At 67.3% G+C, this 21,353-nt stretch carries 23 protein-coding genes; 15 read left to right on the forward strand and 8 right to left on the reverse strand.

Annotated elements, in window-relative coordinates; genetic code table 11:
- Positions 1-133: 133 nt before the first annotated feature.
- Positions 134-928 carry a class I SAM-dependent methyltransferase gene (locus ACQP2D_RS04230; RefSeq protein WP_433682418.1) on the reverse strand — a complete coding sequence of 265 codons (795 nt, stop codon included), beginning with the start codon at positions 926-928 and terminating at the stop codon, positions 134-136.
- Complete coding sequence (locus ACQP2D_RS04235) at positions 898-1,419, reverse strand: DUF2505 domain-containing protein (protein ID WP_433682419.1); 522 nt, start codon at positions 1,417-1,419, stop codon at positions 898-900. The genes ACQP2D_RS04230 and ACQP2D_RS04235 overlap by 31 nt, the downstream gene beginning before the upstream one ends.
- Before the next feature lie 118 nt (positions 1,420-1,537).
- On the opposite strand from ACQP2D_RS04235, the gene ACQP2D_RS04240 reads away from it, so the two are divergent.
- Positions 1,538-2,080: a VanZ family protein gene (locus ACQP2D_RS04240; protein WP_433682420.1), complete on the forward strand. Its 543-nt coding sequence runs from the start codon at positions 1,538-1,540 to the stop codon at positions 2,078-2,080.
- A gap of 330 nt (positions 2,081-2,410) precedes the next feature.
- On the opposite strand, the gene ACQP2D_RS04245 is transcribed toward ACQP2D_RS04240, so the two are convergent.
- Complete coding sequence (locus ACQP2D_RS04245; RefSeq protein WP_433682421.1) at positions 2,411-2,896, reverse strand: DUF2505 domain-containing protein; 486 nt, start codon at positions 2,894-2,896, stop codon at positions 2,411-2,413.
- Between ACQP2D_RS04245 and ACQP2D_RS04250 the strand changes: the two genes are divergently transcribed.
- Both ACQP2D_RS04250 and ACQP2D_RS04255 read left to right on the forward strand, forming a co-directional pair.
- On the forward strand, positions 2,895-4,028 hold the full coding sequence (locus ACQP2D_RS04250) for a UDP-N-acetylmuramate dehydrogenase (protein ID WP_433682422.1): 1,134 nt from the start codon (positions 2,895-2,897) through the stop codon (positions 4,026-4,028). The genes ACQP2D_RS04245 and ACQP2D_RS04250 overlap by 2 nt on opposite strands.
- A gap of 68 nt (positions 4,029-4,096) precedes the next feature.
- Positions 4,097-5,335: a L,D-transpeptidase gene (locus ACQP2D_RS04255; protein ID WP_433682423.1), complete on the forward strand. Its 1,239-nt coding sequence runs from the start codon at positions 4,097-4,099 to the stop codon at positions 5,333-5,335.
- 66 nt (positions 5,336-5,401) lie between these two features.
- Here ACQP2D_RS04255 and mscL read toward each other — a convergent pair whose 3' ends face one another.
- On the reverse strand, positions 5,402-5,887 hold the full coding sequence (gene mscL, locus ACQP2D_RS04260; RefSeq protein WP_433682424.1) for a large conductance mechanosensitive channel protein MscL: 486 nt from the start codon (positions 5,885-5,887) through the stop codon (positions 5,402-5,404).
- A gap of 118 nt (positions 5,888-6,005) precedes the next feature.
- On the reverse strand, positions 6,006-6,740 hold the full coding sequence (locus tag ACQP2D_RS04265; RefSeq protein ID WP_433682425.1) for an SDR family NAD(P)-dependent oxidoreductase: 735 nt from the start codon (positions 6,738-6,740) through the stop codon (positions 6,006-6,008).
- A 100-nt stretch (positions 6,741-6,840) separates the two neighbouring features.
- Here ACQP2D_RS04265 and ACQP2D_RS04270 point away from each other — a divergent pair, with 100 nt between their 5' ends.
- From ACQP2D_RS04270 to ACQP2D_RS04290, 5 genes are all read left to right on the forward strand, one after another.
- Complete coding sequence (locus ACQP2D_RS04270; RefSeq protein WP_433682426.1) at positions 6,841-7,662, forward strand: alpha/beta fold hydrolase; 822 nt, start codon at positions 6,841-6,843, stop codon at positions 7,660-7,662.
- A 172-nt stretch (positions 7,663-7,834) separates the two neighbouring features.
- Complete coding sequence (gene mshA / locus ACQP2D_RS04275; RefSeq protein ID WP_433682427.1) at positions 7,835-9,262, forward strand: D-inositol-3-phosphate glycosyltransferase; 1,428 nt, start codon at positions 7,835-7,837, stop codon at positions 9,260-9,262.
- A 2-nt stretch (positions 9,263-9,264) separates the two neighbouring features.
- On the forward strand, positions 9,265-9,759 hold the full coding sequence (locus ACQP2D_RS04280) for a YbjN domain-containing protein (protein WP_433685522.1): 495 nt from the start codon (positions 9,265-9,267) through the stop codon (positions 9,757-9,759).
- A gap of 92 nt (positions 9,760-9,851) precedes the next feature.
- A complete protein-coding gene (locus ACQP2D_RS04285; RefSeq protein ID WP_433682428.1) occupies positions 9,852-10,757 on the forward strand; it encodes an ROK family protein in 906 nt (301 codons plus the stop codon).
- Between the two features lie 54 nt (positions 10,758-10,811).
- Positions 10,812-11,558 (forward strand): phosphoglyceromutase, encoded by a 747-nt coding sequence (locus ACQP2D_RS04290; RefSeq protein WP_354956905.1) that lies wholly within the window; start codon positions 10,812-10,814, stop codon positions 11,556-11,558.
- Between the two features lie 210 nt (positions 11,559-11,768).
- Here the strand turns inward: ACQP2D_RS04290 and ACQP2D_RS04295 are convergent, their stop codons facing one another.
- The gene (locus ACQP2D_RS04295) at positions 11,769-12,434 is read right to left on the reverse strand and encodes an NADPH-dependent F420 reductase (protein WP_433682429.1); all 666 of its coding nucleotides are present in this window, start codon (positions 12,432-12,434) and stop codon (positions 11,769-11,771) included.
- Positions 12,435-12,525: 91 nt separating this feature from the next.
- On the opposite strand from ACQP2D_RS04295, the gene ACQP2D_RS04300 reads away from it, so the two are divergent.
- The 3 genes from ACQP2D_RS04300 (at position 12,526) to ACQP2D_RS04310 (ending at position 14,957) form a co-directional block, all read left to right on the forward strand.
- Positions 12,526-12,909 carry a winged helix-turn-helix transcriptional regulator gene (locus ACQP2D_RS04300; protein WP_433682430.1) on the forward strand — a complete coding sequence of 128 codons (384 nt, stop codon included), beginning with the start codon at positions 12,526-12,528 and terminating at the stop codon, positions 12,907-12,909.
- A 126-nt stretch (positions 12,910-13,035) separates the two neighbouring features.
- Entirely contained in the window at positions 13,036-14,271 is a 1,236-nt protein-coding gene (locus tag ACQP2D_RS04305; protein ID WP_433682431.1) for a sensor histidine kinase, read from the forward strand.
- Positions 14,268-14,957: a response regulator transcription factor gene (locus ACQP2D_RS04310; protein WP_040696229.1), complete on the forward strand. Its 690-nt coding sequence runs from the start codon at positions 14,268-14,270 to the stop codon at positions 14,955-14,957. Before ACQP2D_RS04305 ends, ACQP2D_RS04310 begins: the two co-directional genes overlap by 4 nt.
- A 149-nt stretch (positions 14,958-15,106) precedes the next feature.
- Here the strand turns inward: ACQP2D_RS04310 and ACQP2D_RS04315 are convergent, their stop codons facing one another.
- Entirely contained in the window at positions 15,107-15,439 is a 333-nt protein-coding gene (locus ACQP2D_RS04315) for a hypothetical protein (RefSeq protein ID WP_433682432.1), read from the reverse strand.
- Between the two features lie 69 nt (positions 15,440-15,508).
- Positions 15,509-16,372, reverse strand: a complete 864-nt coding sequence (locus ACQP2D_RS04320) for a hypothetical protein (protein WP_433682433.1) — start codon at positions 16,370-16,372, stop codon at positions 15,509-15,511.
- 163 nt (positions 16,373-16,535) lie between these two features.
- Here ACQP2D_RS04320 and ACQP2D_RS04325 point away from each other — a divergent pair, with 163 nt between their 5' ends.
- The 4 genes from ACQP2D_RS04325 to ACQP2D_RS04340 all read left to right on the forward strand — a co-directional run bounded on the left by ACQP2D_RS04325 (position 16,536) and on the right by ACQP2D_RS04340 (position 21,331).
- Entirely contained in the window at positions 16,536-17,567 is a 1,032-nt protein-coding gene (locus tag ACQP2D_RS04325) for a hypothetical protein (RefSeq protein WP_433682434.1), read from the forward strand.
- Positions 17,564-19,264 carry a hypothetical protein gene (locus tag ACQP2D_RS04330; RefSeq protein WP_433682435.1) on the forward strand — a complete coding sequence of 567 codons (1,701 nt, stop codon included), beginning with the start codon at positions 17,564-17,566 and terminating at the stop codon, positions 19,262-19,264. Before ACQP2D_RS04325 ends, ACQP2D_RS04330 begins: the two co-directional genes overlap by 4 nt.
- 106 nt (positions 19,265-19,370) lie before the next feature.
- On the forward strand, positions 19,371-20,264 hold the full coding sequence (locus ACQP2D_RS04335; protein ID WP_433685523.1) for a sugar phosphate isomerase/epimerase family protein: 894 nt from the start codon (positions 19,371-19,373) through the stop codon (positions 20,262-20,264).
- Between the two features lie 155 nt (positions 20,265-20,419).
- Positions 20,420-21,331, forward strand: a complete 912-nt coding sequence (locus ACQP2D_RS04340; RefSeq protein ID WP_433685524.1) for a thioesterase family protein — start codon at positions 20,420-20,422, stop codon at positions 21,329-21,331.
- Positions 21,332-21,353: the final 22 nt, after the last annotated feature.

A 21,353-nucleotide genomic window follows, 5' to 3' on the forward strand; every position in this document is an offset into this window, starting at 1 on the left:
TGGGACCGAAAGTTTGCGTGAGGGTGCGGGGTTGTTACCGGGCGGGTGGCCGGTATGCACCCGCGCTGGGGCGCTCTTGGTGAGCGTGGGCTACGGGGGAGTGACAGCTGGTCGGGGGGCCTTCGTGGCGCGACTAATTGGGAGCGACCGTGGACCATGGGACCGAGAGCACGCAGTCGCGCATGCGGCGGCGGTAGGTTCGCACTGGGAAACCGTCTTGGCGTAGGTAGTCCGCGGCGGTGCGCCAGCGCGCTCGGGGGCCGAACGGTGCCAGGGGTGCGGCGCGCGCCCAGGCGCGGTCGGCGGCGGTGAGGAGTGCGTGGACCGGTTCGCCGGGGGTATTGCGGTGTATCAATACCTTTGGCAGGCGCTCGGCGATATCGGAGGGGCGCTCGACGGTGAACGGGTCCCAGGCCAGGGTCAGTGACAGGGGGCCGGTGCGGTCGAGCAGGACCCATGCGCAGCGGCGGCCGAGTTCGTCGCAGGTGCCGTCGACGAGCAGACCGTCCGGGGCGATGCCGGACAGTATGGTGGCCCACGCATCCGGCACGGCCGCTTCCGGATATTGGCGCAGCACATTGAACGCGCGCACCAGATGCGGTCGCAGACCGGCCAATTCGAAGCCGCCGCGGGCGAAGGTGACGCCGTCGCGGCCGGGCACCACCCGTTCCGGATCGATCTCCAGCCCGACCACCCGCACATCGGGGCGGACCGTGCACAGTCGGGCCGCCAACTCCAGCGTGGTCCAAGGACTCGCGCCGTAGCCGAGGTCGACGACCAGGGGATCGGCGGCTTCGCGCAGGCGCGTGGCGACCAGCTCGTCGTGGATCAGCCAGCGGTCGCTGCGTCGAAGCCGGTTGACACCGGTGGTGCCTCTTGTGATGGTGCCGACCGGTTTCAGCGGGTCGGGTTTTGCTCTTCCAGCCACTTCACGGTCTGTTCGGCCTCGCCGCGGAACAGGTCGACCAGATTCACCAGCATCAACTGTTCGAGCCGCGGGCCGACCATCGGGATGAACACCTTGGCCTCGGAGGAGAACCGCATGGTGCAGCCGGTCTCGGTCGGGAACAGCCGAATCGCGCCGCCGAGGCTGCCCGGCCCGGCCGGAATGGCGGCCGAGAACTTGCCCACCGACTCGTTCTCGTCGAACGGTCCCCAGCTCTCCTTGCGGGTGATGATCATGTCCTTGCGCATGACCGCCTGCGCGATCTCCGGCAGCATCTCGCGCGGCAGGATGTGGTTGAGCACGACCTCGATGCCGGAGTCGCCGACCTCGAGGCTGACGATCTCGTTGCCCGGCGAATACTTCGACAACTCCGCGCACCGGTCTTCCCAGTACTCACGGGTCGACATCGCCGCGTACAGCTCTTTTGTGGTGTGCAGCGGATAGCGGGCTGAATAGTCCAGTCGGCGAGCCATGAGCGTCTACGTTACCGGCAGCGCTCGCCGCCCCATCGCCCGGCGCTGACTGTGGGGCCTCGCCACAAACCCCACACCGGCACGCGCTATCTCTACATCGTCCGGCCAGACTTGCGGGATGAATGGGACGTGGGCGGCGTGGGGCGGGGTGATACTGGCGTCGATGGCCGCACTACCGCTCGCCGGTTGGGTCGTGTGGTGGCTGGCGCGGCGTCGCGGCGACTGGCGCACTGCCCTCGCTGAGGTGGGCATGGTGGTCGGCACCGCGCCGTGGCTGTGGATGCTCCTCACGCCGGTGGGCAGCGGCCGTTCGGTGAATCCGGTGCCGCTGCGCGATCTGGCCGATCAACTGCGCGACGACCGAGTCATCGAGCAGCTCGGCGGAAACCTCTTGGTATTCGCCGCCCTCGGCTCGTTGCTGCCGCTACGGTGGGCGTGGTTCGCCAACCCATGGCGACTGCTGCTGGTCGGCGCATGCCTGTCGAGTGCGGTGGAGGTGCTGCAATTCGCCCTGGGCATCGGCCGTCACTCGTCGGTCGACGATGTCCTCGTCAATGCCGTCGGAGCACTGCTCGCCGGACTCGCATCACATCGATGGTGGGCGTCCACCCCGGACGTGCTCGGCCTTGGGGCGAGTTTGTCAGGTGAGGCCCGCGGTTAGCTGGTGTGGCGATTCGGTGTCGAGCTCGGGGGCTCGGAGTCGGATCATTCCGCTCATGGATGTCCGCCCTGGACGTGCTCGGCCTTGGGGCGGGTTTGTCAGGTGAGGCCTGCGGTTAGCGTGGTGTGGCGATTCGGTGTGGAGCTCGGGGGCTCGGAGTCGGATCATTCCGCTCATGGATGTCCGCCCTGGACGTGCTCAGGCCCTTGGGGCGGCGGATTCATCGGACGAAGCTCGCCCCAGGACGCGCTCAGGCCCTGGGGCGGATTCGTCAGACGAAGCTCGCGGCTGGCACGCCGTCATACGAGGCGCGACGGTCCAGCGTCGAACTCAGTGCTCGGCGAGCCAGTTGTTGGTGAACTCTGCCTCGGACGCGAGCAGTTCGGTCAACCGCTCGGCGATCGCGGCCTCGATCTTGCCGCCGAACAGCGGGACCTTCACCTCGATGGTGCCCTCGGACTGGGCCACCGACCCGGAGCCGTCGGCCGAGAGGGCGATGGTCCCGCGGACCTCGGCGGGCGCACCCTCGACGCGTGCGGTGAAGGTGGCCGAATCGCCGGTCCAGTGCTCGGTGCGCGGGATGATCAGATCGCCGGGGCGCACCGCGGTGATCGCGGGTGGCAGCAGTTCGGCGGAGATCGACTGCACCATTTCGACCTTGACCTGGTCGCCGCTGACGGTCACCGAATCGAGTCGGGCATTGTCACCGCCCACCTCGGCGATGCGGTCCTTCCAGTAGCGCTCATCGGCGAAGGCCGCGCGAACGGTGGCGACCGGATACGAGTAGCGGGCCGAGTACGCCAGCGGTGTAGCCATGGTCGAACAGGCTACCGTCTGGAGCGTGCGAACTTCACGGGTGGTGTCGTCGGATCAACTGCGCGAGCTGCTGACCGATAGCGGTGCGCGGGTGCGCGAATCGGTCCGGCTGGCCGAGCTGACCACGCTGCGGGTCGGCGGTCCGGCGACGGTCGCCGAGTGCGTGACGACCGAATCGCTGGTCGAGACGGTGCGAGCGCTGGACGCGACGGGCATTCCGCTGCTGCTGCTCGCGGGCGGCTCCAACCTGCTGATCGGCGACGATGGTTTCGACGGCGTCGTGGTTCGGGTGGCCAACGAAGGCGTCGAGATCGATGCCGACGGCGTCCGCGTCGAGGCGGGCGCGAACTGGGACACCGTGGTCGCGGCCACAGTCGAGGCCGGGCTCGGCGGGCTGGAGTGCCTGTCCGGCATTCCCGGCTCGGCCGGTGCGACACCGGTACAGAATGTCGGGGCCTACGGCGTCGAGGTCGAGACGCTGCTGCGCCGGGTGCGGCTGCTGGATCGCGCAAGTGGTGAGATCCGCTGGGTCGACCCGTCCGAACTCGGCTTCGGCTACCGGACCAGCGCGCTCAAGCACCGCGATACCGCCGTGGTGCTAGCGGCGGAGTTCGCACTCAACTCCGACGGATCGAGCGCACCACTGCGCTACGGCGAACTCGCGAACGCGCTCGGCGCGACCAATGGTGACACCCGTCCCGCCGATCAGGTCCGGGCCGCGGTGCTGAAGCTGCGCGCGGGCAAGGGCATGGTGCTCGACCCCGCCGATCACGACACCTGGAGCGCAGGCTCGTTCTTCACCAATCCGGTCGTCGCGGACAACCGCGTCGCCGAGGTGAAGGCCGCGATCACCGCTCATGTGGGCGATGTCACTATCCCCACCTATCCCGCGCCCGATGGCGTGAAGTTCTCCGCGGGCTGGCTCATCGAGCGGGCCGGATTCGCCAAGGGCTTCCCGGGACCGGATGCCCCGGCCCGGCTGTCCACGAAACATACGCTGGCACTGACCAATCGCGGTGCCGCGACCTCGGCCGATCTGGTCGAGCTGGCCCGCACGGTCCGTGACGGCGTGGCCGATCGGTTCGGGATCCGGCTGGAACCGGAGCCGGTACCCATCGGGGTTGACCTTTAAACAGGTGCAACGTACACCACACTCTTCGCTAGCCGAGCGAACGGTTCTCGCCGCGTAAATTCGATGCGGTGAGCATTCGTCCAGGCTTTCATAGACCGGCCATCGCCGTCTCCGCCGTGCTGCTCGTCGTGGTCGCGCTGGTGGCCGGATGCACGTCCGACAAAGGCGGCAAAGCCGGTGCCGCCAAAGACAACACACCGGTCGCCAAGGTCACGCTGGCACCGGCCGCCGATGCCAAGAACGTCAACCCGACCGCACCGATCTCGGTCACCGTCGCCGACGGCACCATCGACCAGATCGCGCTGACCAATGCCAATGGCAAGCAGGTCACCGGTGAGCTCGCCCCGGACAAGCGCAGCTACCAGATCACCGAACCGCTCGGCTACGACGCCAAATACACCTGGTCCGGCACCGCGATCGGCGTCGACCACAAGCCGGTTCCGATCGATGGCGCCTTCACCACGCTCGCGCCGAAGAACACCTTCCCCGCGACGCTCAATATCGCCGACAACCAGGAGGTCGGCATCGCCGCGCCGATCATCCTGCAGTTCAAGGGATCCGTGCAGAACAAGGCCGCGGTGGAGAAGGCGCTCACGGTCACCACCACCCCGCCGACCGAGGGCGCGTGGGCCTGGTTCCCCGACGAAAACGGCGGCTCCCGCGTGCACTGGCGGCCCAAGGACTACTGGGTGCCCGGCACCACCGTGCACGTGGCGGCCAAGCTCTACGGCCTGGATCTGGGCGGCGGAAACTACGGATACTCCGATCTCACTTCGGATTTCCGCATCGGCCGCAGCCAGATCGTCAAGGCCAGCGCGCCGAGTCACCGCATGCAGGTGGTGCGCGATGGACAGACCGTCTTCGATTTCGCGGTCAGCTACGGCGAGGGCAATCAGGCGCGCAATGTCACCCGTTCGGGTGTGCACGTGGTCACCGAGAAGTACGAAGACTTCCTGATGTCGAATCCCCCGTTCTACACCAACGTTCGCGAACGCTGGGCCGTACGCATCTCCAATAATGGCGAATTCATCCACGCCAACCCGGAATCGCTTTCGGCACAGGGCTCCTCGAATGTCACCAACGGGTGCATCAATTTGTCCCCCAATGACGCGCAGGCATTCTTCCCGACCGCGCTCTACGGCGATCCGGTCGAGGTGACCGGTACATCGATCCAGTTGTCCGCCGCCGACGGCGACCTCTACGACTGGACCATCGACTGGAATCAGTGGAAGTCGTTGTCCGCCTCGGACGGAACTTCCGGTGCCAGCATTTCCGCTACACCGGTGGCCCCGGGCCCGCCGCGCTAGCCGATAGAGTTCGCCCCCGCACGATCGCAATCGTGGCGGGGGCGAATCGTATTCGGCGCCAGTCGATTACCGTGCCGCATCGTCCTTGATGCGCGCGCCGTCCTTGATGTGCGAGCGATCCTTGACGAGCGAGCCGTCCTTGCCGAACGTTTCGACATCGATGGTCGAATCCGCGTGCTGCTTGGCCAGCAGATCCCGGATCTCGATGAGCAGTTCGACCTCGCTCGGCTCGGCCACCTTGGCGGTGCCGAACCGGTTCTTGAGGGTCTTCATCGGCACCATCAGCACGAAGTACAGGACCGCGGCGACCATGACGAAGTCGATGACCGCAGTGATGATCGGCCCGACCGCGATGAAGGTGGCCGGTTTATCGGCGACCAGCTGAACGCCGAGCCCCAACTCATTGGTCTTGCCCATGACCGCGAGCAGTGGATTGATGATTCCCTTCGTCACCGCCGTTACGACCGCGGTGAACGCGGTGCCCATGACCACCGCGACCGCAAGATCGATAACGTTCCCGCGCATCAGGAAATCTTTGAAACCCTTGAGCATGAGCCGAACAACTCCAATCTGGTCTATATGCGTCGCGATGCTATCCGCCGCCAGCGATCGGAGCGAATTCACAGCTATCGCGAACGCTCGAAGTTCAGAAGGAGTATCGCCGATTCCGTCAGCCCCGGCGCGCGAAGCGACCCGGTCCGGCCTGGTCACGGGGCTTGACGATGATCTGGTCCAGATTCACATGTGACGGTCGCGACGCGACGAATCCGATGATCTCCGCGATGTCCTGGGCGACCAGCGGGTCGATGCCCTCGTAGACCTTCGCAGCGCGCTCCGTGTCCCCGGCGAAACGGACCAGCGAGAATTCGGTTTCGACTGCGCCGGGCGCGATTTCGGTGAGCCGCACCGGCTGCCCGAGCAATTCGCCGCGCAAGGTGCGGTGCAGCACCGCCTGGGCATGTTTGGCCGAGGTGTAGCCGGAGCCATTGTCGTAGGCCTCGAAGGCGGCGACCGAGGTAATGGTGACGATGAGGCCGTCGCCGGAGGCGATCAGCTTCGGCAGCAGCGCCTTGGTCACCCGCAGCGTGCCGAGCACATTGGTTTCCCACATCCAGCGCCAGTCGTCCAGGTCCGCCTCGGCCACCGGGGCCAGCCCCTTCGCGCCGCCCGCATTGTTGACGAGCACATCGGCGCTGTCGATCGCATCGGTGAACGCGCGCACCGATTCGTCCGAGGTCACATCGAGTTCGAGTGCGGTGCCGCCGATCTCGTCGGCCAGGGCCTGCAGCCGGTCGATCCTGCGCGCACCGACGTACACGTGATAGCCCTGCTTGGCGAGTTCCCGGGCGGTGGCTTCCCCGATGCCCGAGCTGGCTCCGGTGACGACGGCGGTGCGAATGCTCATAGCGCCGATCCTAAGCAGTCGCCGCGCTCCACATTTGCTGGCGAGCCCGGCTGTTGCCCGGATCACGCCGCCGGGCAGGGGCGCTACTAGCCTCGGTGGCATGGCTATTCGGGATGCGGTCAGTGCGGACGGAACCAACATCGTCTATCGGGTCAGCGGCCCGGCGGCGGGCAGGCCGCTGGTGCTGGTGCACGGTTGGTCGGCCAACCTGCAGTGCTGGGGTGCGGCCGCGGACGAGCTGGCCGAGCGCTTCCGCGTGATCGCCGTCGACCTGCGCGGTCACGGCTATTCCGACGCGCCGGAGACCGGCTACGACGATCCGAAGAATTGGGCCGCCGATATCGCCGCGGTGCTGGCGGCCGAGGGTGTCGAAACCGGGGCGGTACTGCTCGGCTGGTCCTATGGCGGCATCGTGCTCACCGACTATCTGACGGCCTACGGCACCGGCGCGGTCGCGGGCGTCATCTACTCGGGTTCGATGGCCAACATCGGCCGTGCGCCCGGCGCGGAGACCGGTTCGGCCATGCGGGAGGCCATGCCGGGCGTCTTCGAGGAGAGTGCCGGACGTGCGCTGCGCGCATTCGGTGCCTTCGGCAATGCCAATACCGGGCCGGGCCCGGATAAGGGTGTCGATGCGCAGCGGATCTTCGGGGCGAGCCTGTCCACACCGCCTCGGGTGCGCAAGGCGCTGTTCTACCGCACCGTCGACAACACCGAAACGCTGCGCACCCTCGACATTCCGGTGCTGGTCCTGCACGGGACAAAGGATCCGGTGGTGCCGATCGAGAACGGGCGCTACATCGTCGACGCCGTGCCCGATGCCCGCGCCTCGTTCTGGGAGGAAGCGCAGCACGGGCTGTTCATCGAGGATCGCGCCCGGTTCGTCGCCGAGGTCGGCGCGTTCATCGACGGTCTGAGTTAGCCGTCCGAAATTCGCTGGCGCCGTGCGCCCGGCTCGAACAGACTTGGTGCCGTGCTCGAGCCGGGCGGATAGGCGCACCGGCGCGTGAGAAGCCTCACGAAGCGCTGTGACAGCTGTCACTTGGCTCGGATACGGCGTCTGAGTTCGGTGATGCACCGTGCACTATGGAAGTGTGAGTCAACGCCCGGACCTACGGCCCAATCGGATTGCCGTGCTATCGGTGCACACCTCACCACTGGCCCAACCGGGGACCGGCGATGCGGGCGGCATGAACGTCTACGTGCTGCAAACCGCTGTTCAGCTGGCCCGACGCGGCACCGAGGTCGAGATATTCACCCGGGCCACCTCCTCGAACGTTCCGCCGGTCCAGGAGGCGGCCCCCGGGGTCTTGGTGCGCAATGTGGTGGCCGGTCCGTTCGAGGGACTGGACAAGCGCGACCTGCCGACGCAGCTGTGCCCGTTCACCGCCGAGGTGCTGCGCCAGGAGGCCGGACATCTACCCGGCCACTACGACCTAGTCCATTCGCATTACTGGCTCTCCGGTCAGGTCGGTTGGCTGGCGCGCGACCGCTGGCGGGTCCCGCTGGTGCACACCGCGCACACGTTGGCCGCGGTCAAGAACGCGGCGCTGGCCGAAGGGGACTGTCCCGAACCCGCGACCAGGGAGATCGGCGAGAAGCAGGTGATCGCCGAGGCCGACCGGATGGTCGCCAATACCGCGGAGGAGGCGCGTCAGCTCGTCGAGCTGTACGGCGCCGATCCGGAGCGCATCGACGTGGTGCCGCCCGGTGCGGACCTGACCCGCTACCGTCCGGGTGAAAAGGCCGCCGCCAGAGCCGAATTGGGCCTGCGCGCCGACGAGCAGATCGTCGCGTTCATCGGCCGCATCCAGCCGCTCAAGGCGCCCGATGTGCTGGTCCGGGCCGCCGCGGAACTGCTGCACCGGAATCCGGCGCGCAAGCTGCGGGTGCTCATCGTCGGCGGACCGTCCGGGAGCGGACTGGAGCGTCCGGATGCGCTGATCGAACTCGCCGCCGCGCTCGGCATCGCCGACCACGTCACCTTCCTGCCGCCGCAGCCGCCGGACCGGCTGGTCCAGGTGTACCGGGCGGCCGATCTGGTCGCGGTGCCCAGCTACAACGAATCGTTCGGTTTGGTCGCCATCGAGGCACAGGCCAGCGGCACCCCCGTGCTCGCGGCCGATGTCGGCGGACTCGGCACCGCGGTGCGCGATGGTGAGACCGGTCTGCTGGTCCCGGGACACCGGACGCCGGACTGGGCCGACGCCCTCGGCCACCTGCTCGACGATGCCGGGCGACTGGGTCGGATGGGTCTGCGCGCGGTCGAGCACGCCGCGAACTTCTCCTGGAAACACACCGCCGACGGACTGCTCGCCAGTTACTCCGCGGCGCTGGCCGATTTCCGTGCGATCCGCTCGGGTTTCAGCGCGCGGCGCAGCCTGGTCCTCGACAGCGCGCGGGCCGAACTGCCCGGTGAACGCGCTAGCCTCGCTGGTGAACGCAGCGCTGGGCTGCTCGGCGAGAGCAGTCAGGCCAGATCGCGGGCGCTGTGGCGGCGCCGGACGGGAGCGCACCGATGAGTATGTCCGCGACCGCGCAGCTGATCGACCAAACGCTGCGGGACCGGGAGATCGAGTACACCCACCCGAGCCAGGACACCTTCGTCGTCGTCCTGCCCGGCGAGCGCAAACTCCAGACCACCGTGATGCTCACCGTCGGCAAGCACGGCGTGCGGATCGAATCGTTCGTCTGCCGCAAGCCCGATGAGAACTTCGAGGGCGTCTACAAATTCCTGCTGCGGCGCAACCGCCGCCTCTACTGCGTGGCCTACACCCTGGACCGCGTCGGCGATATCTATCTGGTCGGCCGCATGTCCACCCACGCCGTCACCCCCGACGAACTGGACCGGATCTTCGGCCAGATCCTCGAGGCCGTGGACGCCGACTTCAACACCCTGCTCGAACTCGGCTTCGCCGAGTCCATTCGGAAGGAATGGAAGTGGCGGGTCTCGCGCGGCGAATCGCTCAAGAACCTGCGCGCCTTCGAGCACCTGGTCGAAGCCGCGGACCAGCCCTGAGCGATCGCGCACCGACACGTCCGGTGTAGGCGACAATCGCGCTGTGGCGCATTTGTGTGAATGGGCCGCGAGGTACAGGAGGCCGCACGACGATGATGGTTCTTGCTCTGGATATCGGTGCCACGAAGTTCGCCGTCGGGGTGGTCTACGCGGGTCGGAAGGTGCGCGATGTGCGGCGCGTCGATGTGCCGCGCGAATCGGTGTGGCCTGCGTGCCGCGAGCTGTTGCGCGAGGTGGCGGGGGATGCGACGGTCTCGGCGATCGGAATCGGTTCGGCCGGACCGGTCGATGTGCGGACCGGTGTCACCGGTCCGCTCAACATTCCGGAATGGAAGTCGGGCTTTCCGATCGTCGCCGAGGTACAGCGGCTCTTTCCTGCCGCCGCGGTGCGATTCGCCATCGATGGCGCCTGCCTGGCCTTGGCCGAACATCATGTCGGTGCGCTGCGCGGGGTGCCGAACGGGTTGGCGATGACGGTCTCCTCCGGTATCGGTGGCGGCATCATCGCCGATGGCCGCGTAGTGCTCGGCCGCACCGGCAATGCGGGGCATGTCGGGCATATCGTGGTGCCGGGCTGGGATGTGCCGTGCGAATGCGGCGGCGTCGGCTGTGTGGAGGCGATCGCCAGCGGCATGTCATCGGTGCGTTGGGCGCGTGAGCAGGGCTGGCGCGGCGAAACCGGCGCCGGACTCGCGAAGGCCGCGCACTCCGGTGACGAGATCGCGCTCGCCGCGCTGCACCGGGCCGGAACGGCGCTCGGCACGGCCATCGCCTCTGCTGCCTCGACACTCGATATCGATCGGGTGGTGATCGGCGGCGGTTTCGCGCAATCGGGTGAACCGCTCTGGGATCCGCTGCGTGCGGCGCTGACCCGGCACGCCGGCTTGGACTTCCTGCGCGACCTGCGGGTGGTGCCGTCCCGAATCACCAACGGCGCCACCCTCGTTGGTGCCGGCGTCCTGGCCGCGGGGCACGATACGGCCGACGCCATCTCCTGAGTGGTCGGTTGACCGGCGGGAACGGGTGCGAGCGCGGTTCGCGCACATGCCAGAATGGCGGGCATGACGTACACCCTCGTGCTGCTGCGCCACGGCGAGAGCGAATGGAATGCCATGAACCTGTTCACCGGCTGGGTGGATGTGCACCTGACCGATAAGGGCATGGCCGAGGGGAAGCGCGCCGGGGAACTGCTGGCCGAACACGGCATTCTGCCCGATATCGTCTACACCTCCGTGCTGCGGCGCGCGATCAGCACCGCGAATATCGCGCTGGACGCCGCCGACCGGCACTGGATCCCGGTCGTGCGCGACTGGCGCCTGAACGAGCGTCACTACGGCGATCTGCAGGGCAAGAACAAGACGCAGGTCCGCGATCAGTACGGCGACGACCAGTTCATGCTGTGGCGGCGCAGCTACGACACCCCGCCGCCGCCGATCGATCCGGCGAACGAGTACAGCCAGGAGGGCGACCCGCGCTACCAGGGCATCGATGTCCCGAAGACCGAATGCCTGCTCGACGTGGTGAACCGGATGGTCCCGTACTGGGAGTCGACCATCTCCAAGGACCTGCTCTCCGGCAAGACCGTTCTCGTTGCGGCACATGGCAACTCGCTGCGCGCACTGGTCAAGCACCTGGACCAGATCTCCGATGACGATATCGCGGGCCTGAACATCCCCACCGGCATCCCGCTGCGCTACGAACTCGACGAGAACCTGCGCCCGGTTCGCCCGCGCGAATACCTCGACCCCGAGGCCGCCGCCGCGGGTGCCGCGGCCGTCGCCAGCCAGGGCGGCAAATAAGCATCTCCGTCGGCTCAGGCCGACAACGCGCCGCGACCGGCATCGGTCGCGGCGCGTTGCTCGGATCCGAAGGCGCCGAGTTTCGTCGATACCCGGTGCGTGGAACCCGGCTGGTAAGTCGAATCCCGCCCGAGCGTGCACTTCGCGCGCATTCATGCTCGAACCCGCGTCTGGGCGGTTGTGCGCGCTCGGACCTGGGCCGATCGGCGCCTAGTCGGCCACGGCGAATGCCGCCGTCAATGGCGGGAAGATCGCGCGGGCATCCGCACCGGCGAACCAGAGGCCGACGGTGAATACCGAGGTGGCCTCGAGGTACTTTGCGCGATGCAGTCCGCCCGCCGAAAGCGGTTGCAGCTCGAGATCTTCGGCCAGCACGGCGACCTGCCGCACCGCATCCGCGTCGTCGCCGCAGATCGGGACCGCCAGCCTGCTGTTCTCGAAGACACGGGTGTCCGATTCCCACACTTCGGCCGCACAGACATTGAACGCCTTCACCACATGCGCATCCGGAACCGTCGCCGCGATGCGAGCGGCCACGGCGTCCTCGGACAGTACGAAGGCCAGCACCCCCTCCGGCGCGGCCTCGTCCGGCAGGAACGCATTGGTGCAGTCGATCACCGTTCGTCCGGCGAGTGAGCCGCCGATTTCGCCGAGCACTTCGTCAAGGGCGCTTACCGGTATCGCGAGCAATACGATCGCCCCGAATTCGGCCGCCGCGCCGATACTTCCACCGCGTGCTCCGTGCCCGATAGTTGCCGCCAGCTCGTCCGCTGCCACGCGGGACCGCGCACCGATGACGACCTCGTGTCCGGCCGCGGCCCAGCCACCGCCCAGCGCCTTCGCCATCGCTCCGGCCCCGATGATTCCGATTCGCATATCAACTCCTAGCTCGGGATGTATCCGGAAGCGACGCTAGGGATTCCGATAGGCACCCGAAGGTGCGCAACGGCGGTGGCAGGCTGGTGCCATGACCGTCGAATCCGCACAGCCGGTGGAATTCGCGCCCTACGGCGATTACGAGGCCGACTGCCCGGCCCGACTCGGTGTCGACCTGTTCGGCAACCGCTGGCTCACGGTCATCGTCTATATGCTGCGCGATGGTCCGATGCGTCCCGGCGAACTCCGCGCGGCCATCGGCGGCATCAGCCAGAAGATGCTGACCCAGACCCTGCGCCGGATGGAGTCCATGACCCTCATCGAGCGCCGCCGCTACGCCGAGGCCCCGCCGCGCGTCGAGTACGAACTCACCGAAGCCGGACGCGACCTGCTGACCCCGATCTATGCCCTGGGTGAATGGGTGGACAAGCACGGTCGTGCGGTCGGCACGGCGATGGCGGGCGCAGACGACTGATGCTCGGTGCGGCGGGGGAGAACAACTCGTAAACGAGCGGCTAACAAGGCTGGAAGTACCCATGACCTGCGCGAAACTTCGCGTACCCCGAGTTGGGTTGTCGGTCGGCGACCGTACGATTCAAGGGTGAGTGTTCCCCAGGCCGTCCTTCTGGCAGTCCTCGCGGCTGTCGTCGGCCTGGCAGTCGGCGGGCTACTTATCCCGTTCGTGAACGCCAGGCAGGCCGCCCGCAGGCAGGCAGATTCCGGCCTCACCATGTCCCAGGTCCTCGACCTGATCGTGCTCGCCTCCGAGAGCGGTATCGCCGTCGTCGACGAGTACCGCGATGTGGTGCTGGTCAACCCGCGCGCAGAGGAACTCGGCCTGGTCCGCAACCGGCTGCTCGACGAGCGCGCCTGGGCGGCGGTGGAGAAGGTGCTCGCCACCGGCGAGTCCGCCGAATTCGATCTCACCGCCAAGAATCCGATGCCCGGCCGCAGCCGGATCGCGGTGCGCGGAGTGGCCAGGCAGCTATCACGCGAAGAGACCAGCTTCACCGTGCTGTTCGCCGACGACGATTCCGAGCAGGCCAGGATGGAGGCCACCCGCCGGGACTTCGTCGCCAATGTCAGCCACGAACTCAAAACCCCCGTCGGCGCGATGAGCCTGCTGGCCGAGGCCATGCTGGAATCGGCGGAGGATCCCGAGGCGGTCCGGCACTTCGGTCAGCGGGTACTCGGCGAATCCCGACGCCTGGGCAAGATGGTGACCGAATTGATCGCGCTATCGCGGCTACAGGGTGCGGAAAAGCTACCCGAACTCGAGGTGGTGGACGTCGACACCGTGGTGATGCAGGCGGTCGACCGCTCCCGCACCGCCGCCGAGGCCGCTGGTATCACCGTCAGCACCGATCGTCCGAGTGGACTCGAGGTGCTCGGCGACGAAACGCTGCTCGTTACCGCGCTGTCCAACCTGGTGGAGAACGCCATCGCGTACTCGCCGACAGGCTCCCATGTTTCGGTGAGCCGCTCACTGCGCGGCGATCACGTCGCGATGGCGGTGACCGATCGCGGTATCGGCATCGCCAAGGAAGACCAGGAGCGGGTGTTCGAGCGCTTCTTCCGATCCGATAAGGCCCGCTCGCGCGCCACCGGCGGTACCGGGCTCGGCCTGGCTATCGTCAAGCACGTGGCAGCCAACCACAACGGTGAGATCACCCTGTGGAGCAAGCTGGGCACCGGATCGACGTTCACCCTGCGAATACCTGCCCACCACGAATCCGGCGGCGAGGAAGAAGTCGACGGCGCCGTGGTGAGCATGAGAGAAACACACCCGCGCCCCACGGGGCCGGGTAGACCAAATGGTGTGGAGGCACGCAGATGACGAGTGTTCTGATCGTCGAAGATGAGGAGTCGCTGGCCGATCCGCTCGCGTTCCTGCTGCGCAAGGAGGGCTTCGAGGTCACCGTGGTCGGTGATGGACCGTCCGCGCTCGCCGAATTCGACCGCTCCGGTGCCGATATCGTGCTGCTCGACCTGATGCTGCCCGGTATGAGCGGCACCGATGTGTGCAAACAGCTGCGTACTCGCAGTGGCGTCCCGGTGATCATGGTGACCGCGCGGGACAGCGAGATCGATAAGGTGGTCGGTCTGGAACTCGGCGCCGACGACTACGTCACCAAGCCGTACTCGGCACGCGAACTGATCGCCCGCATCCGGGCGGTGCTGCGCCGCGGCGCCGGCGATGAGCTGGACGGCGGCAATGAGAGCGGTGTGCTCGAGGCCGGACCGGTGCGCATGGATGTCGACCGCCACACCGTGCACGTCAACGGCAGGCAGGTCACCCTGCCGCTCAAGGAATTCGATCTGCTCGAGTACCTGCTGCGCAACTCCGGCCGGGTGCTGACCCGCGGCCAGCTGATCGACCGGGTCTGGGGTGCCGATTATGTCGGTGATACCAAGACCCTCGACGTGCACGTCAAGCGGCTGCGCTCGAAGATCGAGGGCGATCCGGCCAAGCCGGAGCATTTGGTGACGGTGCGTGGCCTCGGTTACAAGCTCGAGGCCTGATCGGCGCTAGTGGGGCGTGCCCGCCGTACGGATCGTCCGCCCGGGGAGCTGTGGCGAACGGCGTACGGCGGCGAATTACCGCGAATTGATGACGGGCGCCGCCGCCGAGGCCCCGACAACCTCGGCTGCACGCTACGTCGGGAGAGAAATCAGGGCAGGTAAACCCAGGTGGGGCCGAGGCCGGGGAGATCGTTCTTGCGCAGGGTGATCCAGCCGAGATCGTCTTCCTGCATGCAGTCGTAGACATCGGCCGCGCTGGTGCCGCGGCAGGCGATGGTACGGCTGATGCCGTACGGGCTCATGATCAGGTTCTTGCCATTCGCCTGGGCGTTGATCGCGTCGGGGGTGTTCGCGGGCAGGAAGTCGGCGGTGAAATCGGCGTATTTGGCCGGGTCACCATTGGGTTCCGCGTGCGCGGCACCGGTCAGCGCGACGGTGGCACCGAGCGCGATCGTGGTCAGGGCGAGTGCTTTCTTCAACATGACCGCACATCCAACCGCATCTGGGTGAAGCTCGCATGGCGGGTAGGTGAATGGCCCGTCATGCAAACCTCACGCTGACTGGTCTGTGATGTGCGCTTCGGGTTTCATCCGATCGGCGTGCACGGTCGCCGGATGGATCGCGATGAGCCCCAGGCCCTCGCGGCGTTTGCAGTGCCTGGCCAGCTCCTCGTAGGCGGGTACGCCGAGCAGTTCCTTGAGCTCGGGGGCATAGGACTGCCAGACCGGACGGGCGCCGACGTGTGCGTCGGGGGAGCCGGAGCAGTACCAATCCAGGTCCTCGCCGCCCGGACCCCAGCCGCGCCGGTCGTATTCGGTGATGGTGGTCTCGAGGATCTGCACACCGTCGGGGCGCTCGACCCAATCCTGGGTGCGCCGGATCGGCAGCTGCCAGCACACGTCCGGCTTCACCTCGAGCGGTTCGATGCCCTTGCGCAGCGCCATGGTGTGCAGTGCGCAGCCGACGCCGCCCGCGAAGCCGGGCCGGTTCAGGAAGATGCACGCGCCGTCGAATCGGCGGGTGCGCAGCGCGGGCTCGTCCTCCAGTTCGTCGAGCTCGAGATAGCCCTTCTTGGTGATCTTGCCCTCGTCGTCGGTCGCCTGGTCCATCAGCTGCCAGTCCCCGGGTGTGAGCATTTTCACAGCATTGGTCAGGCGCTTGCGGTCGTCTTTATCGGAGAGGAACGCGCCGTGCGAGCAGCAGCCGTCATCGGGGCGATCGCTCAGAATTCCCTGGCATGCCGGAGTGCCGAAGACGCACGTCCAGCGCGACAGCAGCCACGTCAAATCGGCGACGATCACATGCTCGTCGTTTGCTGGATCGACGAACTCGATCCATTCCCGGGGAAAGTCGAGATCGACCTCCGGCGCCGGATCGATTTTCCCCGCTGGTCGGGGCCTCTTGGAGCCGCTCACGACTGCGCCTCGCTGGCGCTCGGCTCCGTCGTGCGCGGCGCCGCGCTGTGCTTGCTGGTTCGCTCGCCCCGCTCACTCACTGCTGCGCCTACCGTCACACCTCAGGACGCTAACAGTTCAGTCGCCTGGTCTAAAGTGCCGGTTCACCCAGTACCGTGTTCATGTGCGGCTTGGGGTTCTCGATGTCGGAAGCAATACCGTCCACCTGCTCGTGGTGGACGCCCATCGTGGTGGTCACCCGATGCCCATGAGCTCGACAAAGGCCACGCTACGGCTATCGGAGAACATGGACGGCGAGGGCCGCATCACCGTCCAAGGGGCCGAACGCCTGATCGCGACGGTCGCCGAATTCGCCAGCATCGCCGAGACATCCAGATGCGTCGAGCTGATGCCGTTCGCTACCTCCGCGCTGCGCGAGGCGACCAACTCCGATGAAGTCCTCTCTCGGGTCCGGGCCGAGACCGGTGTCGAGCTGCAGGTGCTCTCCGGTGTCGACGAGGCTCGGCTGACCTTCCTCGCGGTGCGCCGCTGGTACGGCTGGAGCGCGGGGCGGATCCTGAACCTCGACATCGGCGGCGGCTCACTGGAAATGACCAACGGCGGTGACGAGGAACCCGATGTCGCACTCTCGCTGCAACTCGGCGCCGGACGGTTGACGAGGGAATGGCTGCGCGAGGATCCGCCGGGCAAGCGCCGAGTCTCGGTACTGCGCGATTGGCTCGACGCGGAACTGGTCACGCCGACGAAACAGCTGCTGGATGCAGGTAAACCGGATCTCGCGGTGGGGACATCGAAGACCTTCCGGTCCCTTGCCCGGCTCACCGGAGCGGCACCCTCTTCGGCCGGGCTGCGGGTGCGCCGTACACTCACCAGCTCAGGTCTGCGCCAACTGATTGCCTTCATATCGAGAATGACGGCGGCGGACCGTGCAGAATTGGAAGGCGTAAGTTCCGATCGGTCACAGCAATTGGTGGCTGGCGCATTGGTCGCGGAGGCGAGTATGCGGGCACTATCGCTGGATACCCTCGAGATTTGTCCGTGGGCACTGCGCGAGGGGCTCATCCTGCGCAAACTGGATACCGATATGAACGGCGGACCGAGGGCCACGGCATTGCCGGGTGCTGTCGTGGACGCTAGCGGTAAGCCGGTACCCGGCGGCGGTCTATCGGGCCCGATCGAAACGGTGTCGTCATGAGTGAGGATTCCAAGCAGCTATCGGTTGCCGAGCTGCTGGCACGCAACGGTGCGCAGGGCGCGGCCTCATCCGGAGGCGGCGGTCGGCGGCGGCGTGGTGGCCGCGGCATCTCGGTGGCCGAGCTGACCGGTGACCTCCCGGCCATTCCGGTCGGCGGCGGTGGTGGCCATTCGGCGCACGCCGCACCCGAGGCCGATGAGGAACCGGCGTACGAACCACCGGCGTACGAATCCACCGGGTACGACGTTTCCGGCTATCGGCCGGCCGGATTCGAGTCCGGCGGCTATGGCTCCGCCGGTTTCGAAACGCCTGCGCCCGAACCGGTTTCGTACGCCGCGCCGCCGGAACCGGTTTCGTATGCCGCGCCGGAACCGTATGCGCCGCCCGCGCCCGAACTGCCCAACTACTCGCCGATGTCGGGGCCGATCACCAGATACGACCCGCTTTCGACCTATGCCGCTCCGGAAGCCGATCCATCGCCGGCACCCGGATGGTCCAGCCGGGTCATGCCGGGGCGGGAAATGCCGAGCCGGGATGTGGCGCCATCGTGGCACTCGGCGCCCGCGGATCCGTTGTCCGCGCCGCTATCGGATCTCTATGCCCCGGCACCGGACCCGTACGCGTCACCGCTGTCGGATGGCACACCCGCCGCGGACTCGGGACGCACCGGACGTCGACACCGGCACGCCGAACCGGTGGAGGAGACCACCGAGGTCCGGCCGCTGCACGATATCGGCCGCCGCGCGGATGCACCCGAACCGCAGCGGAACGGATCGAGAACCGGTGGCCGGGCCGCCCGACGGCGCGCCGCGGAGGCCGAGGCGCAAGCCGGACCTTCGACCGCGGGGTGGTCACCGTCCACCAATGGCTTCGCGCCCGAGTCGGCACCGCTGCCGCTGCCGGACGGTCCGTCGAGATCGCAGGCTCCGGACCGGACCGCGAATCGCGGTGTCGATGCCGAATCCGAGCAGCGAAGATCCGCACGGCGCGATGGTGCGCGCGGACCGGCCGACGGCGGATTGCCCGCGTGGTCGGTGCGAAGACATGTACCGCCGAAGAACAACGCACCCGAGTCCGAGGGCATACCCACGGCCGCGTGGTCACTGGCCAGTCAGGATCAACCGCTCGTCTCCGGCCAGACCGTGGCGGGCGATCTGCTGCGCGACGGCGTCGAACGGGCCGAGCGCGCGAACGGGCGCGGTCGGCGTGGCCGATCGAAACGTGACGCCGGTCCGGCACCTACCGATCTGGCTGATGGATACGACGGTCGAACCGATGTGTACGAACCGTTCCCGACGGGTGATGCCCTCGACGATCACGACGCCGATTCGCATTACGACGACGACGATTTCGACGCCGACTCGGATTCGGAACATTCCTATGCGACATCGTTCCCGCGCCGCTCGCGGCGAGCACGGAAGGCGGACTACGACGCCAATCGCCGCCAGTGGATGATTCTCGGTGGTCAGAGCACCGGCGCGGCGGTCGCCGGAATGTTGCTGTTCAAGGGCTTCGAGCGCATGTGGGAAATGCTGCCCTGGGTGGCGCTGTGCCTGGCGATGATCGTGATCCTCGGCCTGGTGGCATTGGTGCGCATATTGCGACGCACCGATGACATCCTCAGTACGGTGATCGCCGTCGTCGTAGGCATCTTTGTCACGTTGGGACCGCTAGCCTTTCTTCTCAGTACGAACTGAGCAGGGAGCAGCTGTGGGGAACATCGGGCAGGCGGACGACATCAGGGCGGACAGCGCGGTGCGGGGGCCCGCGCCGGATCAGGACGTGCACACCGAACCCCACCCTATCGGCGAGCCCGATAGGCAGCAGATTCTCGTCGGCCTCTCGACGGCCTCGGTGTATCCGCAGAACACCGAGGCGGCGTTCCGATATGCGGCCGAAATCGGTTACGACGGAATCGAATTGATGGTCTGGGCCGAACCGGCCAGTCAGAGCATCGCCACGATCCAGGCATACTCCCGCAAATACGACATGCCGGTACTCGCCATCCACGCACCGTGCCTGCTGATCTCCCAGCGGGTATGGGGTTCGGATCCGGTGGCCAAACTCGAGCGCAGCGTGCGCACCGCCGAGGCGCTCGGCGCTAGCACCGTGGTGGTACATCCGCCGTTCCGCTGGCAGCGCCGCTATGCGCAGGGCTTCGCCGACCAGGTCGCGGAGTTGGAGGAGCACAGCCACGTCATCGTCGCGGTGGAGAACATGTTCCCCATGCGCGCGGATACCCTGTTCGGTCGCGGCGCCGGTTCGGCGAAGCGGCTCGAGCGCCGCGGCGGACCCGGACCCGGGCTGACCGCGTTCAGTCCCTCCTACGATCCGACCGATACCGGATTCCGGCACTACACCCTCGACCTTTCGCATACCGCGACCGCTGGCACGGACCCGCTGGCACTGGCCGCGCGGATGGGTCACGGCCTGGCCCACCTGCATCTCGCCGACGGCCGCGGCGCGGCGCACGATGAACATCTGGTACCCGGCGAGGGCACCCAGCCGTGCGCCGAGCTGTGCGCGGCCTTGGTCCGATCCGGTTTCGCCGGGCACGCGATCGCCGAGATCAATACCCAGAACGCCCGCACCACCCCGGACCGCGCCGGCATGCTGCACCGCACGCTGGCCTTCGCCAGACAGCACCTCAACGCACCCGCCCCCGCGCCAGCACCGAGGCACGTGAACCGGGTTTGATCCGACGCCGAGCTGCGGATCCCCGCGCCGGGCTGTGATCTTGCACCGATCTCCCGGCAGAGGGGAATTCGAACCGCGATCCGGCTCGTTTACGCTGTACGAACGCCGCGACCCGCTTGTGCGGCCGACCGACGACAGGAGTGACGATGCCGGAGCTGACCGCCGATCTCGAGCGAACCGCCGCTGGTGGTGTCGCTGCCAACAACCCGCAAGCCGTCGCCAGCAATGCACCCTTCAGCCGGGTGGTCACCCTGACCGAACTGCTGTCGGCCGCTCCCGAAACCGGCCGCTACCTGGGCTTCATCGATAAGATCTGGACCATCGGCCCGAAGGTGCACGGTGGCACCATGGTCGCGGCCAGCGCTGCGGCCGCGACCCGCTGGCTGCGCGCCTCAGATCCGGCCCTGGTGGCGATGGCCCCCATCGCGGCGAGTTCCGATTTCCTCGGTGCCCCCGAACCGGGCGAGGTCGAATTCGAGGTGCACATCAGCAAGGTGGGTCGCCAGATCTGCCTGGTCGATGTGAACCTCATCCAGCAGGGGCGCAAGCTGGTGCGCACCTCCTTCACCTTCGGCCACCTCGATGACGTCGAGCCGATCTACGCGCCGCAACACGGCGATATGCCGGTCGCACCGCCCGCCGACGCGATCGGGTACCGGGGCTCGTCGATGGGCAAGCTCGTCCATGTCGCCCAGGGCGCCGACCTGTACCTCGACCGTTCCTGGGCGTCATTCCTCGACGGCGCGAAGGGGGAACCGCGTCTGCGTCTGTGGATGCATCCCTTCGACGGCGACCAGCAGGACCCCGATGTCGCCATGTACTTCGCGATGATGTCGGCCGATATGAGCCCGCCGGTTCCGATCAACCTGGGCCACGTCGGCTGGGCTCCGACCGTGCAGATGACCACCTACCTGCGCCGGCGGCCGGCTCCGGGTTGGCTGCGGATCATCGCGACCAGCCAAGAGGTCGGCGGCCGCATGTTCGACGAGGACCAGCTGGTCCTGGACTCCACCGGTGCGGTCGTGGCCCAGAGCCGTCAGCTCGCGCTGGTGCCGCAGCAGCGTTAGCACGGGGTTTCCGCACCGGCAC

This window comes from Nocardia sp. CA-119907, assembly GCF_050955995.1.
GTDB lineage: Bacteria > Actinomycetota > Actinomycetes > Mycobacteriales > Mycobacteriaceae > Nocardia.

What these genes read in the sequence shown, in the direction of transcription:
- ACQP2D_RS04250 (WP_433682422.1), top strand. Translation starts at nt 2,895, where the DNA reads ATGGTCGAACAGGCTACCGTCTGGAGCGTGCGAACTTCACGGGTGGTG.
- mscL (WP_433682424.1), bottom strand. Translation starts at nt 5,887, where the DNA reads ATGCTCAAGGGTTTCAAAGATTTCCTGATGCGCGGGAACGTTATCGAT.
- ACQP2D_RS04330 (WP_433682435.1), top strand. Translation starts at nt 17,564, where the DNA reads ATGAGTGAGGATTCCAAGCAGCTATCGGTTGCCGAGCTGCTGGCACGC.
- ACQP2D_RS04310 (WP_040696229.1), top strand. Translation starts at nt 14,268, where the DNA reads ATGACGAGTGTTCTGATCGTCGAAGATGAGGAGTCGCTGGCCGATCCG.
- ACQP2D_RS04295 (WP_433682429.1), bottom strand. Translation starts at nt 12,434, where the DNA reads ATGCGAATCGGAATCATCGGGGCCGGAGCGATGGCGAAGGCGCTGGGC.
- ACQP2D_RS04280 (WP_433685522.1), top strand. Translation starts at nt 9,265, where the DNA reads ATGTCCGCGACCGCGCAGCTGATCGACCAAACGCTGCGGGACCGGGAG.
- ACQP2D_RS04300 (WP_433682430.1), top strand. Translation starts at nt 12,526, where the DNA reads ATGACCGTCGAATCCGCACAGCCGGTGGAATTCGCGCCCTACGGCGAT.
- ACQP2D_RS04285 (WP_433682428.1), top strand. Translation starts at nt 9,852, where the DNA reads ATGATGGTTCTTGCTCTGGATATCGGTGCCACGAAGTTCGCCGTCGGG.
- ACQP2D_RS04270 (WP_433682426.1), top strand. Translation starts at nt 6,841, where the DNA reads ATGGCTATTCGGGATGCGGTCAGTGCGGACGGAACCAACATCGTCTAT.
- ACQP2D_RS04235 (WP_433682419.1), bottom strand. Translation starts at nt 1,419, where the DNA reads ATGGCTCGCCGACTGGACTATTCAGCCCGCTATCCGCTGCACACCACA.
- ACQP2D_RS04290 (WP_354956905.1), top strand. Translation starts at nt 10,812, where the DNA reads ATGGCGGGCATGACGTACACCCTCGTGCTGCTGCGCCACGGCGAGAGC.
- ACQP2D_RS04315 (WP_433682432.1), bottom strand. Translation starts at nt 15,439, where the DNA reads ATGTTGAAGAAAGCACTCGCCCTGACCACGATCGCGCTCGGTGCCACC.
- ACQP2D_RS04265 (WP_433682425.1), bottom strand. Translation starts at nt 6,740, where the DNA reads ATGAGCATTCGCACCGCCGTCGTCACCGGAGCCAGCTCGGGCATCGGG.
- ACQP2D_RS04240 (WP_433682420.1), top strand. Translation starts at nt 1,538, where the DNA reads ATGAATGGGACGTGGGCGGCGTGGGGCGGGGTGATACTGGCGTCGATG.
- ACQP2D_RS04245 (WP_433682421.1), bottom strand. Translation starts at nt 2,896, where the DNA reads ATGGCTACACCGCTGGCGTACTCGGCCCGCTACTCGTATCCGGTCGCC.